Source organism: Amycolatopsis sp. NPDC005961 (assembly GCF_040629235.1).
In the GTDB taxonomy this organism is placed as follows: Bacteria; Actinomycetota; Actinomycetes; order Mycobacteriales; family Pseudonocardiaceae; genus Amycolatopsis; species Amycolatopsis camponoti.
Genome location: NZ_JBEXVF010000057.1, coordinates 1 through 12,022, shown reverse-complemented (window position 1 = coordinate 12,022; position 12,022 = coordinate 1). Strand labels below are relative to the sequence as shown.

The 12,022-nt window shown below is 71.5% G+C and carries 12 protein-coding genes; 6 read left to right on the top strand and 6 right to left on the bottom strand.

Translation table 11 applies throughout. The features are described 5' to 3' along the window. Nucleotides 1-665 precede the first annotated feature (665 nt). Nucleotides 666-1,025 carry a hypothetical protein gene (locus ABZ342_RS36315; protein ID WP_360482971.1) on the bottom strand — a complete coding sequence of 120 codons (360 nt, stop codon included), beginning with the start codon at nt 1,023-1,025 and terminating at the stop codon, nt 666-668. Nucleotides 1,026-1,927: 902 nt separating this feature from the next. On the opposite strand from ABZ342_RS36315, the gene ABZ342_RS36310 reads away from it, so the two are divergent. Together ABZ342_RS36310 and ABZ342_RS36305 are read left to right on the top strand one after the other, a co-directional pair. Next, nucleotides 1,928-2,431, top strand: coding sequence for a DUF3145 domain-containing protein (locus tag ABZ342_RS36310; RefSeq protein ID WP_155545434.1), 504 nt, complete (start codon nt 1,928-1,930; stop codon nt 2,429-2,431). Nucleotides 2,432-2,579: 148 nt separating this feature from the next. Then, nucleotides 2,580-3,173 carry a hypothetical protein gene (locus ABZ342_RS36305; RefSeq protein WP_360482968.1) on the top strand — a complete coding sequence of 198 codons (594 nt, stop codon included), beginning with the start codon at nt 2,580-2,582 and terminating at the stop codon, nt 3,171-3,173. 54 nt (nt 3,174-3,227) lie between these two features. On the opposite strand, the gene ABZ342_RS36300 is transcribed toward ABZ342_RS36305, so the two are convergent. From ABZ342_RS36300 to ABZ342_RS36280, 5 genes are all read right to left on the bottom strand, one after another. Further along, nucleotides 3,228-4,478, bottom strand: coding sequence for a beta-ketoacyl-[acyl-carrier-protein] synthase family protein (locus ABZ342_RS36300; RefSeq protein WP_155545436.1), 1,251 nt, complete (start codon nt 4,476-4,478; stop codon nt 3,228-3,230). A 28-nt stretch (nt 4,479-4,506) separates the two neighbouring features. Continuing rightward, on the bottom strand, nt 4,507-4,752 hold the full coding sequence (locus tag ABZ342_RS36295; protein WP_037820481.1) for an acyl carrier protein: 246 nt from the start codon (nt 4,750-4,752) through the stop codon (nt 4,507-4,509). A gap of 74 nt (nt 4,753-4,826) precedes the next feature. Further along, nucleotides 4,827-5,810 carry a beta-ketoacyl-ACP synthase III gene (locus tag ABZ342_RS36290; protein WP_360482964.1) on the bottom strand — a complete coding sequence of 328 codons (984 nt, stop codon included), beginning with the start codon at nt 5,808-5,810 and terminating at the stop codon, nt 4,827-4,829. Then, the gene (locus ABZ342_RS36285; RefSeq protein WP_155545438.1) at nt 5,807-6,730 is read right to left on the bottom strand and encodes an ACP S-malonyltransferase; all 924 of its coding nucleotides are present in this window, start codon (nt 6,728-6,730) and stop codon (nt 5,807-5,809) included. The genes ABZ342_RS36290 and ABZ342_RS36285 overlap by 4 nt, the downstream gene beginning before the upstream one ends. A 183-nt stretch (nt 6,731-6,913) precedes the next feature. Next, complete coding sequence (locus tag ABZ342_RS36280) at nt 6,914-8,128, bottom strand: helix-turn-helix domain-containing protein (protein WP_155545439.1); 1,215 nt, start codon at nt 8,126-8,128, stop codon at nt 6,914-6,916. A 128-nt stretch (nt 8,129-8,256) separates the two neighbouring features. On the opposite strand from ABZ342_RS36280, the gene ABZ342_RS36275 reads away from it, so the two are divergent. From ABZ342_RS36275 to ABZ342_RS36260, 4 genes are all read left to right on the top strand, one after another. Then, nucleotides 8,257-9,165, top strand: coding sequence for an ATP-binding cassette domain-containing protein (locus ABZ342_RS36275; protein ID WP_155545440.1), 909 nt, complete (start codon nt 8,257-8,259; stop codon nt 9,163-9,165). Continuing rightward, nucleotides 9,162-10,385: an ABC transporter permease gene (locus tag ABZ342_RS36270; protein WP_360482959.1), complete on the top strand. Its 1,224-nt coding sequence runs from the start codon at nt 9,162-9,164 to the stop codon at nt 10,383-10,385. The genes ABZ342_RS36275 and ABZ342_RS36270 overlap by 4 nt, the downstream gene beginning before the upstream one ends. A 318-nt stretch (nt 10,386-10,703) precedes the next feature. Then, nucleotides 10,704-11,480 (top strand): hypothetical protein, encoded by a 777-nt coding sequence (locus ABZ342_RS36265; RefSeq protein WP_360482956.1) that lies wholly within the window; start codon nt 10,704-10,706, stop codon nt 11,478-11,480. Nucleotides 11,481-11,550: 70 nt separating this feature from the next. Continuing rightward, nucleotides 11,551-12,022, top strand: a 472-nt coding sequence (locus ABZ342_RS36260; RefSeq protein ID WP_360482953.1) for an MOSC N-terminal beta barrel domain-containing protein, incomplete at its 3' end; no start/stop codon positions are given.

Sequence of the window (12,022 nt, the reverse complement as noted above, 5' to 3'; positions counted from 1 at the left end):
CGGGGGACTGCGGCTGCGCGGTGGCGCCGGGGAAGAGAGGGAGGGCGGTTTTCGGCGCGGGGAGCGTCTCGGTGCGTTCCTGGTCCGGGGGAGTTTCGTCGCCGGGGTGCGACGAGTCGGCGAGATCCGGCTCGGACGCGGCGCTGGAGGCTCGCGATCCAGCGGTCGAGTCTTCGGCTTGCGGCGCGGTTCCGGAGGCGGGCGCCGAGCCTTCGGCAGGCGGAACGGTCTCAGCGGGCTCCGGCTCGGCGGGCTCCGCGCCTGCGGCCGGGGGTGCTGATTCGGCGGGCTCCGCGCCTGCGGCCGCGGGTGCCGATTCGGCGGGCTCCGCGGCTGGGGTTGCTGATTCGGAAGGCGCTGCGGCTGGGGTTGCCGGCGCGGCCGGTTCCGCGCTTGCGGCGGTGGGCGCCAGTTCGGCGGCCTCGGAGTCCGTGGCAGGGATGGCCGCCGGTTCGGAGTCCTCGGTGGGTGCGGGCTTCGGCACGGCCGAAACCGGAGTTGTGGTTTGCCACCCGGCTCGGCCTACCGCGGGCGAACCGAGCGAAGGCGAACCCGGCTCGGCCGAGCCGGCCGCGGGCGAGCTTGCCGTGGGTGAACCCGGCGCGGCTGAGCCTGAATTCGCACTGTCCGAAGTGGGCTTGGCCGAACTCGAGCCTGCCGCCGTGTCAGCGGCGGTCGCGCCTGCCGCCGCAGCAGCTGAACCGGCCGCGCCCGCTGCGGGACTTGCCGCTGCGGCTGAACCGGCCGTGCCTGCCGCGGCCGAGCCCGCCGAACCGGCCGCGCCCGCAGTAGTGGCCGAACCCGCTGAACCCGGCGACCCGTCGGTGCCTGCAGCAGTTGTTCCAGCCGAGCCAGCAGCGGCCGAACCGGCGGCGCCAGCTGTGCCCTCCGAGCCCGCGGAAGCGGCCGAACCGGTCGCGCCCGCTGTGTTCGCAGCAGCGGCCGAACCCGCAGAACCCCCAGAACCCGCCGTGCCCGGGGTTGTCCTTCCCGGCTGGCGGGGCACCGGGGGCCCACTGTCCCAAAGGGACTCCGGTGGCGAATCGTCCGTGAAGCGGCTGAAGCCCTCGCCCACCAGGATCTCGTCCGAAAACTCCGGTGCCTCCGGGGCCAACCCGCGGATCAGGGCCCGGACCTGGTCCACCGATCGGGGCCGGTGCGCCGTTGCCAGGGACACCGTGGCCGCCAGCATCGTCGTCGGGGTCGGGTGCAGGACCCGGACCGGGCCCGCCAAGTCGGCCGCCGGCTGGTCGACCGTCTCCACGTACGGTCCTACCGCGACTACCGTCCCCACCGGGCCTGTTCCCGGCACCAACGAAGCGATCCGCTGCTCGCACGCCTGGGAAATGTCCAGCGCCTCCGTTGCCGGGTTGACCGCGTCGTCGTCCGCGATCAGGGGCCAGCCGTCGGCCTTCCACGGGGCTCCCAGCGGGGCTTCCAGCCTCAGGGCCGGATCCGGGAGGTCCACGCCGATCACGATGATCACCCCGTGGGGCAGCAGGACCACCGCCTCGATCGGGCGCTCGGTCACCGAACCGACGCCCACCAGCGCGATCCCGCCGATGACGGTGCTGCCACGGCCGAGGGATGCCAGCGCCGCCCGGACGTCGTCGGCCACCCGGGACTGCTGCCGCTCCAGGCGCACCAGTCGCACCGAAACCCCTCCCTGCTCGTCGTTCCGGGTCATCACGCTAGCGCGCGTGGCGGTATCCATCGTGCGACACGGGGACAGCGTGGCCGCGAGCCCACCGAAAGTGGGGCCGTGGGTGACTTGTGGTGTTCATGTGGCCAAACAGCACGGTTGGGGTGCAGAATGTGCTACAACGCATCGGAGGCGGCATTCGGGAGCCGCGCTGAGGCCGCGCTGAAAGCTCGAAGTAGGGCGTAGGGGAAGACGTCCCTCGTCGAGCAACAAGCGGAGGTAGCAGTGAGCACCCGTGGCAGCACCCGAGGTGTGGTGTACGTCCACTCGTCGCCGTCTGCGGTGTGTCCGCACGTCGAGTGGGCTATTTCGGGCACCCTGGGTGCCCGCGTTGACCTGAAGTGGACGGCGCAGCCGGCCAGTCCGGGTCAGCTTCGCGCCGAATGCGGATGGCGCGCGCCCGCGGGCAGCGGCGCCAGACTGGCGTCAGCCCTCAAGGCGTGGCCGATGATTCGGTTCGAAGTCACCGAAGAGCCCAGCGCGGGCCTCGACGGCGAACGGTTCTGCTTCGCGCCCGGCCTCGGCCTGTGGCACGGGCGGACCAGCGCCAACGGTGACATCGTCGTGGGTGAAGACCAGCTGCGCGCGCTCGCCGCCATGACCCGCGGGGGTGAGTCCTTCGCACACAAGCTCGACGAACTCCTGGCCGCGAGCTGGGACGAAGCGCTCGAGCCCTACCGACACGCCGGCGACGGCGCTCCGGTGACCTGGCTGCACCAGGTCGGCTGAACCAAGCCGGCTGACGGCCGGACAGCTCCGGCGGGCGGTCCGGCGCGACCCCGGGTGATCGGGGCGCGCCGGGCCGCCCGTGTGCGTTTCCCCGGCACGCCACCGTGCTGCCCCCGGGCGCCTCGCCGGGGCCGGTACGCTCGTCGGCGTGACCAGCCCCGCCCCCAGCTCCCGCCAGCGCTGGCTGGTGCCCGTCGTGGCCGTGGTGCTCTCCGTGACCGTGGGCGGCGGCCTGCTCGCGCGTGAGATCTACCGCCGGCCCGACCAGCCCGCCGACGAGACCGCCGTCTCGACCTCCGCGCCCTCGTCGGCCAGCAGCGGGGCGTCGGCCGCGACGGGTGCCATCCGGATGACCGACGACGCGAAGGCGCACCCCCAGGCCGAACCCGTCCGCAGGCTGCTGCAGGCGTACTTCGACGCCATCAACACCAAGCAGTACGGGCAGTGGACGGCCGTGGTCAGCTCCCAGCGGATCGCGGAGCAGTCGCAGACGACCTGGCGCAACGGCGTCCGCACCACAAAGGACACTGATGCCCTCGTCTACCGGATCGAGCGCGGATCGGGCACCTCGCTGCGGGTGCTGGTCGGCTTCACCAGCTTCCAGAACCGCGAAGACGCGCCCCTGTTCTTCCCGGAGCCGTGCATCAAGTGGCGGCTCGTGCTGCCCGTGATCGTCGAGAAGTCCGAGCTGAAGATCGACTCCGTCGACAAGGGCCCGCCGCCCGAACACGACAAGTGTTGAGCGCGAGAAGGGGGCCCGGCCGAAGCCGGGCCCCCTTCTCGTTCGTCAGTGCGTTCAGGCCGCCGGGGTGAACAGCAGCGCGGTGTTGTGCCCGCCGAAGCCGAACGAGTTGCTGATCGCCGCGGTCAGCTCGACCTTGCGGGCCTCGCCGGACACGACGTCCAGCTGCACCCGCGGGTCCAGGTCGGTCAGGTTCATCGTGGCCGGCACGATGCCGTGGTAGATCGACAGGATCGTGATGATCCCCTCGACCGCGCCGGCCCCGCCGACCAGGTGCCCCATCGAACCCTTCGGCGCCGTCACGATCGCGTGGTCGCCGACCGCCTTGCGGATGGCCGCCGCCTCGCCGATGTCACCGACCACAGTGGACGTCGCGTGGGCGTTCACGTGCCCGACGTCCGCGGCGGTCACGCCGGCCATCTTCATCGCCGCGCGCATCGCGGCGATCTGGCCGATGCCCTCGGGGTGGTTGCCCGTGATGTGATAGGCGTCCGAGGTGATGCCGTGCCCGGCGATCGTCGCGTAGATCCGGGCCCCGCGGGCCTTCGCCTGGTCCGCGCGCTCCAGGATGACCACGCCGGCGCCCTCGCCGAGGACGAAGCCGTCGCGGCTCGCGTCGAACGGCCGCGACGCGCTGCCGGGGTCGTCGTTGCGCGTGGACACCGTGCGAGCCTGGGCGAACCCGGCCAGCGTGATCGGGTGGATGCACGCTTCGGCACCACCGGCGACCACGACGTCGGCGCGGCCGGAGCGGATCATCTCCACCCCGCTCGCGATGCCCTCGGCGCCGGAAGCGCAGGCCGAGGCCGGGGAGTGCACCCCGGCCCGCGCCTTCAGGTCGATGCCGACGTGCGCGGCCGGGCCGTTCGGCATCAGCATCGGCACGGTCAGCGGCGACACCTTGCGGAGACCCTGCTGGTGCAACAGATCGTTCTGGGTGAGCAGGGTGACCGGGCCGCCGACGCCGGTGCCGATCGACACGCCGAGGCGGTCGGGGTCGACGTCGGTGTGCTCGTCGGTCGGTTCCGCGTACCCGGCGTCGGCCCACGCCTGCCGGGCGGCGATCAGCGCGACCTGCTCGCAGCGGTCCAGCCGGCGGGCCTGCACCCGCGGGAGGACTTCCGACGGATCGACGGCGAGCATGCCGCCGATCTTGACCGGCAGCTGCAGCTCCTCGACCCAGTCGGCCTCGATCGCCCGGATCCCGCTCCGCCCGGCCAGCAGACCGTCCCAGGTGGACGTCACGTCCCCGCCGAGCGGTGTGGTGGCGCCGAGACCGGTGATCACGACGTCGTGGTTGCTCATGGGAGTCTCCTCAAGGAGGGAAGAGGACTTACTTCGAGTTGGCCGACACGTAGTTCACCGCGTCGCCCACGGTCTTCAGGTTGGCGAGCTCGTCGTCCGGGATCTTGACGCCGAACTTGTCCTCGGCCTGCACGGCGATCTCGACCATCGACAGCGAGTCGATGTCCAGGTCGTCCACGAACGACTTCTCGGCGGTGACGTCGTCCTGAGCCACACCGGCCACCTCTTCGACGATCTCGGCGAGGCCGGCGAGGATCTCAGTGTTGTCAGCCATGGGGTAGTTCCCTTCTCGGTCTTACTCGGGTCTGGTTGCCCTTGGGCGAGTGCCCGCGGGGAGCGTAACGGTGATCAGGGGCAGACGAACGCCTGCCCGGCGTAGGACAGGCCCGCGCCGAACCCGACCGCCAGCACCACATCGCCGGACTTCGCCGTCCCGGCCTTGCGCATGTGGTCCAGCGCGAGGGGGATGGACGCCGACGAGGTGTTGCCGGAGTACTTGATGTCGTCGGCGACTACCATGTCGTCACGGGCGCCGTTGGCCCGGAGCTTCTTCGCGATCGCCTCGACGATGCGCAGGTTCGCCTGGTGCGGGATCAGCACGTCCACATCGGACGGCTTGAGCCCGGCCACCTCGAGCGCGCGCATGGCGATCGGCGCGATCTGGGTCGTCGCCCACCGGAAGACCGACTGGCCCTCCTGGTAGATGAACTTCTCCTCGGTCATCCCGATCAGGTCGACCAGGTCGCCGGCGCTGCCCCACGAGACCGGGCCGATCAGCGGCTCGTCGGACTCGCCGACGACCGCGGCACCCGCGCCGTCGGCGAAGATGATCGCGTTCGCGCGGTCGGTGGGGTCGACCGAGTCGGTGAGCTTCTCGGCGCCGATCACGAGGACCTTCTTCGCCGAGCCGCCGCGGATCAGGTCGGAGGCGACGCCCAGGCCGTAGCAGAACCCGGCGCACGCGGCGTTGAGGTCGAACGCGCCGGGGCCGGGGATGCCGATCCGCGCGGCCACCTGGGCGGCGGCGTTCGGGATCTGCGTCGGCATGGTGCAGTTCGGCAGGATCACCGTGTCCACTTCGGACGGGTCGACCCCGGCGTCGGCCAGCGCGGCGGTGCCGGCGGCGACGGCGAAGTCGGTGAGCAGCTCGTCCTTCTCGGCGAAGCGGCGCTCGATGATGCCGACGCGCGTGCGGATCCACTCGTCGTTGGTTTCCATGATCTTCGAGAGGTCGTCGTTGGTGACGATCTTCTCCGGCTGCGCGCTGCCGATGCCCAGCACGCGGCTGCCGCGGGAGCCGGGGTTGAGGCTCAGGGTGGGTCGATCGGTCACGAGGCGTCCTCCTGGCGCAGCGCCGCCAGCTCGGCCGGCGTCTTCAGCGCGGTGGTAGTGGTGACGACGCCCTTGAGCTGCCGCTTGACCAGTCCGGTCAGCGTGCCCGCGGGCGCGAGTTCGACGGTGCGGGTGACGCCGAGGGAGACCAGGCCGTCCATCGTCAGGTCCCAGCGGACGGACCGCGTGACCTGTGCGACGAGGCGGTCCAGGTACTCGGCCCCGCTGGTGACGACCGCACCGTCCGCGTTGGACAGCAGCGGGCGCGTCGGGTCGGCCGGGGTCAGCTCGGCGGCGTGGGCGCGCAGCGCCTCTTCGGCGGGCGCCATGTACTGCGTGTGGAACGCGCCTGCGACCTTGAGGGCGCGGATCTTCGTGCCTTCCAGGGGTTCGGCGACGATCTTCGCGATGGTGTCGGCGGCACCGGAGGCGACGATCTGTCCCGCTCCGTTGCGGTTCGCGGCGGTCAGGCCCTGCTCTTCGAGCCACGCGACGACCTGCTCGGGATCCCCGAGCATGACCGCGGCCATCGACGTCGGCTCCAGCGCGCACGCCTTCGCCATCTCGGCACCCCGGACGGCGGCGAGCGCGACGGCGTCTTCGGGCTTCAGGACACCGGCGATCGCGGCGGCGGCGAGCTCGCCGACGGAGTGCCCGGCGACGGGCGCGTCCGCGGGCACCGGCGCGGTGGCCTGGAGGTGTTCGAACGTGAGCAGCGACAGCGCGACGATCAGCGGCTGCGCGACCGCCGTGTCCTGGATCTCGTCGGCGTCCGCCTCGGTGCCGAGGCGGAGCAGGTCGAGCCCCGCGCGCTCGGACCACAGCGCCACGCGTTCGCGGGCGCCGTCGAGGTCGAGCCAGGGCGTGAACATGCCGGGGGCCTGGGACCCCTGGCCGGGAGCGAGGACTGCTGCTGTCACCCTTCAAGACAACACGGCGGAGGGTGTTCCCCGGGATGCCGACGCTCACAGTGTCTGCCCGGCGTCTTTGTCGGAAACCTCCAAAGACGCGCCGGAGAAGCTCGCGCGTAACCCGGAAGCCTTGTCGGGTTCAATCACCTTTCGCTGTTAAGTCCATCACGTGACGCCCGTCTCGGGAAGGGCTCACCAGAGGCCGCGGGCGCGGGCCAGCCGTCCCACGGTGAGCGCGATCCGCAACACGAGCGCGTCGCGGGGGTCCGTCGGCTGGCAGCCGGTCAGGTCCGCCGCCTTGCGCAGCCGGTACCGGACCGTGTTCGGGTGGACGAACAGCGTCTTGGCGCACGTCTCCAGCACGCCGCCGCTCTCGAGGTAGGCCTCCACCGTGCGCTGCAGCGTGGGGCCCGCCTCCTCCAGCGGCCGCGCGATCGTGTCGATCAGCAGGCGCTCCGCCTCGGCGTCGCCCGTCAGCGCGCGCTCGGGCAGCAGGTCCGCCGACCGGACCGGACGGGGCGCGCCCGGCCAGCCGATCACCGCCCGCAGCCCCGAGAGCGCCTCCGTCGCGCTGTGGTGCGCCTCGGCCAGCGACGGCACCGTCGGGCCCGCCACCACCGGGCCGTCGGCGAACGCCACCGACATCCGGGCGAGGATCTCGCGCTCCTTCACCCCGCCTTCGGTCGGGCCGCCGACCACGACCACCAGCCGGGAGCCCTGGACCGACAGCAAGACCGGGCGCCCGACGCGGGCCGCGCGGCTGCGGACCTCGAACACCACCGTCGGCGGGTCCTCCGACGGCGGGTTGCCCACCAGGACCGTCGCGGCCGCCGACGGTTCCCAGCCCAGCGCCGTCGCGCGCGAAAGCACCGACTCCTCGGCGTCGCCGCGGACGATCCCGTCGACGACCAGCGCCTCCAGCCGGGCGTCCCACGCGCCCCGTGCCTCCGCCGCCGCCGCGTACGAGTTCGCCGCCGCGAACGCGATTTCCCGGCCGTAGCGCAGGATTCCCTCGATCAGCGCGGCCCGCTCCGCCTCGTTCGCGGCGAACTCCGGCAGCTGCTCTTCGAACACCTCGATGGCCAGGCGCACCATGCCGACCGCCTGCCGCAGGCTGACCCACCGGGACAGCTCGGCCGGCGCGTCGCGGAATGCCTCGGTCGTCAGCTTCAGGGCCTCCTTCGCGTCCCGCAGCCAGTCGACGAAGCCCGCGGCGCCCGCCTGCGTGATCAGCAGGACGCTGGCGCGCTGGTCGGCGGGCAGCCGGGCGAACCACGACAGCCGCCGCTCCATCACCGCGACGCTCGCGCTCGCCAAGCTGCCGGAGGCGTGCTCCAGCCGCCGAAGCGTCTTCGCGGAGAGTCCGTGGTGCTTCGGCACCTGGCGCGGGGCGGGGGTTCCATCCATGGCGCCCGCGATCCTACGTGCCCGCAACTTTCGTAGCCCGGGTCGGCAACGCGCGGTGCTATGCGGTGCGTGTACGGACTGCCTAGGATCGCGAACGGGGGCAGCCAGCAATGAACGGGGGAACCGGGATGACCGGTTTGGAGATCGACAGGGTCTCGAAACGCTACGGCGATGTAGTCGCTTTGCGAGAAATGACGTTCGAAGTCCGGCCGGGCGAGCTTTTCGGGTTCGTCGGCAGCAACGGCGCCGGAAAGACCACGACCATGCGGATCGCGCTCGGCGTGCTTTCCGCCGACGGCGGCGAAGTCCGCTACGACGGCCGGCCCGTCACGCACGAAACGCGCCGCCACATCGGGTACATGCCCGAGGAGCGCGGCCTTTACCCGAAGATGAAGGTGGCCGAGCAGCTCACCTACCTCGCGCGGCTGCACGGCATGCCGGCCGCCGCCGCGCGGGCGTCGGCGGACAAGTGGACCGAACGGCTCGGCGTCGCCGGCCGCCGCGACGACGAGGTGCAGAAGCTCAGCCTCGGCAACCAGCAGCGCGTCCAGCTGGCCGCGGCGCTGGTGCACGAGCCGCGGATCCTGGTGCTGGACGAGCCGTTCTCCGGCCTCGACCCGGTCGCGGTCGACGTGATGAGCCAGGTGCTCAAGGAAAAAGCCGCCGAAGGCGTGCCGGTCGTGTTTTCCAGCCACCAGCTCGACCTCGTGGAGCGGCTCTGCGACCGCGTCGGGATCGTCCGGAGTGGACAGATGGTCGAGGCCGGCACGGTCGAAGAGCTGCGGGCCGGCGGCGCCGTCCGGCTGCGGGTCGACGTCCCCGAAGCCGGCGACGGCTGGGCCGACGGCCTGCCCGGTGTGAAGGTGCTGGGCCGGAAGGGCACGGTGACCGAGCTCGAGCTGGGCGAAGGTGCCGACGACCAGGCCGTGCTCAAGGCGGCGCTGGCCACCGGGCCGGTCCGCGAGTTCGCGCGCGAGCAGCCGTCCCTGACCGAACTGTTCCGTTCCGTCGTCACGACCGAGGAGGTTCCGGCATGAGCACACCGGTCCAAGACGTCCGGATGAGCCCGGCCGCGGCGGTCGGGCTGGTCGCCTCCCGCGAGATCTCCACCCGCGTGAAGTCGAAGGCCTTCCGGGTCGCCACCGTCGTCATGCTGCTGCTGATCGTGATCGGCATCGTGCTGCTCAAGCTGATCTCGGGCGGCAGCGGCGCCGACTCCACGGTCGGCTACACCCCGGCCACCGCCGCGTTCTCGGCGCCGCTGCAGGCCGGCGGGAAGACGGTCGACGAAAAGATCGACGTCGTCCAGGTCGCCGACGAAGCCGCCGGGCGCGCCAAGCTGGCCGACGGCTCGATCGACGCGCTGCTCACCGGCGACGGCAAGACCGTGCACGTCCAGGTGAAGAAGGACCTCGACGGCAAGCTCGCCAACGTCCTGCAGCTGCTGTCCCAGCAGGTCGCGATCGACCAGCAGATCACGGCGCTGGGCGGCGACCCGGCGCGGTTCAAGGCCGCGATCGCGTCGGCGAAGTTCATCGAGGACACGCCGCTGGAGCAGCCGTACGACTACAACGGCGCGCAGCTGGGGCTCGGCATCGCCGCCGGGATCCTGATCTACCTGTCGCTGATGATCAACGGCCAGACCGTGGCGCAGGGCGTCGTCGAGGAGAAGACGTCCCGGGTCGTCGAGCTGCTGCTGTCGACGATCAAGCCGTGGCAGCTGATGGCCGGGAAGGTGCTCGGCATCGGCGTGGTGGGGCTGATCCAGATGCTCGTCATCGGCGTCGGCGGGCTGGTCACCGTGACCGCCACCGGCGCGCTGCCGGACCTTTCGCTTTCGTCGGCCGTCGGTACCGTCGTGTGGCTGATCGTCTGGTACCTGCTCGGGTTCTTCATGTACTCGATCGTGTTCGCCGCGCTGGGCGCGCTGGTTTCGCGCCAGGAAGACGTCGGCGGCGCGACGATGCCGGCGCTGATGTTCGTGATCGCCGGGTACGTGATCGGCATTTCGGTGCTGCCGTCGAACCCGGGCAGCACGTTCGTCGAGGTGCTTTCCGTGATTCCGGTGTTCTCGCCGACGCTGATGCCGATCCGGCTGGCGATGGGCGGGGTCCCGGTGTGGGAGGCCGCGTTGTCGGTGGTGCTGGTGTTGCTGATGATTCCGGGGCTGATCTGGCTGGCCGCGCGGATCTACCGGAATGCGGTCATGCGCACCGGCGCGAAGGTGAAACTGCGCGACGCCCTGCGCGCCGCCTGACGTTTTCCGGCTGTTCACCGGCCCCCGAGTGCTCCGGCGCTCGGGGGCCGTTTTTTCGGGCGGCCGAGGCGCGAGTTCCGCCAAATGCTCGAGGCCGCCCGGCGCTTGCGGTTTACGCTGCGCCGGACGGCCTCGTCTCCCCGGTCCCCACCGGTGAAACCATTATGGCCAACGGTGATCTTCGCGCGCCAGTCGTCTCACTCGATAGTGGGGCGCACGAGTTGCCGCGGCTGGGTACCTGATCAACGATCCGGTGCACAACAGCGCGCACCACCCGAATCGCGACGATTCGGTGCGAAACACCTAGAGGGAGTCGGTATGGGCCAGCAACTGAAGGACGGGCTCGGGCAAGCGTGGAACCTGGTGGCCACGTTCGTCCCGAAACTCGTCGGTTTCCTGATCATCCTGCTGATCGGCTGGCTGATCGCGAAGGCCGTCGCGAAAGGGTTGAGTCTCGTGCTCGGAAAGGTCGGCTTCGGCAAGCTGATCGAGAAGACCGGCCTTTCCGGCAGCATCGGCCAGCAGAAGATCGACGCGGCCGGGATCCTCGTGAAACTGGTCTACTACTTCATCCTGCTGATCGCGCTGCAGCTGGCGTTCGGCGTGTTCGGGCCGACCAACCCGGTGAGCCAGCTGCTCAACGACATCATCGCGTTCCTGCCGCGGATCGTGGTCGCGCTGGTGCTGGTCGTGGTCGCCGCGGCCATCGCGAAGGTCGTGCGTGACGTCGTCTCGTCGGCGATGTCGGGCCGCCCGGCCGGCCGCTACCTGGCCACCGGCGCCTACTGGCTGATCATGGCGTTCGGCATCATCGCCGCACTCGGCCAGGTGAACATCGCGACGGCCATCACCGGCCCGGTCCTGATCGCGGTGCTGGCGACGATCGGCGGCGTGATCGTCGTCGGCTTCGGCGGCGGCCTGATCAAGCCGGCGCAGGACCGCTGGCGCGGGTGGATCTCGAACATGGAGCACCAGATGGCCGAGACGCCGGCGCAGCGCACCGGCGAGATGGGCACGAGCGTGCAGCCGCGCGCGGCGGTCGGCGCGGACAACACCCCGACGCCGCCGGCGGGCATGCCGCGCTCGCAGGGCTGAGCGGGATCGGTGCGGAAGGGCCCGGCGGACGAGGAAGCCGCCGGGCCCTTCCGCGCGTTACGCTGGGGCGATGGGGGTCGTGGCGGCGCTCTGGCGCTATCCGGTGAAGTCGATGGCGGGCGAGCGGCTGACCGAGGCGACGGTCGGTGAGCGCGGCCTCGACGGCGACCGCCTCTACGCGGTCCACGACGCCGACGGCAAGTTCGGCAGCGGCAAGAACTCCCACCGCTTCCGGCGGATGCCCGGCCTGCACGCGTTCGCCGCGCGCTACGACGGCGACGTCCCGGTGGTGACCTTCCCGGACGGCCGCGTGCTCCGCGGGGACGCGGCGGGCGGCGAGATCGCCGCCGCGCTCGGCATCGCGGGTGCCGAGCTGGCGAAGGAAGCGGAGATCCCGCACCACGACGAAGCGCCCGTCCACCTCGTCACGACGTCGTCGCTGGCCTGGCTGGCCGAGCGCACGCCCGGTGTCGCGCTGGACGAGCGGCGGTTCCGGGCCAACCTCCTGCTGGACACCGGCCCGGCGCCGGACCGGGCCGAGG

Excerpts from the sequence above, each read along its gene's own strand:
- ABZ342_RS36300 (WP_155545436.1), bottom strand. The coding sequence starts at position 4,478 with ATGAGCAACCACGACGTCGTGATCACCGGTCTCGGCGCCACCACACCG.
- ABZ342_RS36295 (WP_037820481.1), bottom strand. The coding sequence starts at position 4,752 with ATGGCTGACAACACTGAGATCCTCGCCGGCCTCGCCGAGATCGTCGAA.
- ABZ342_RS36280 (WP_155545439.1), bottom strand. The coding sequence starts at position 8,128 with ATGGATGGAACCCCCGCCCCGCGCCAGGTGCCGAAGCACCACGGACTC.
- ABZ342_RS36275 (WP_155545440.1), top strand. The coding sequence starts at position 8,257 with ATGACCGGTTTGGAGATCGACAGGGTCTCGAAACGCTACGGCGATGTA.
- ABZ342_RS36270 (WP_360482959.1), top strand. The coding sequence starts at position 9,162 with ATGAGCACACCGGTCCAAGACGTCCGGATGAGCCCGGCCGCGGCGGTC.
- ABZ342_RS36265 (WP_360482956.1), top strand. The coding sequence starts at position 10,704 with ATGGGCCAGCAACTGAAGGACGGGCTCGGGCAAGCGTGGAACCTGGTG.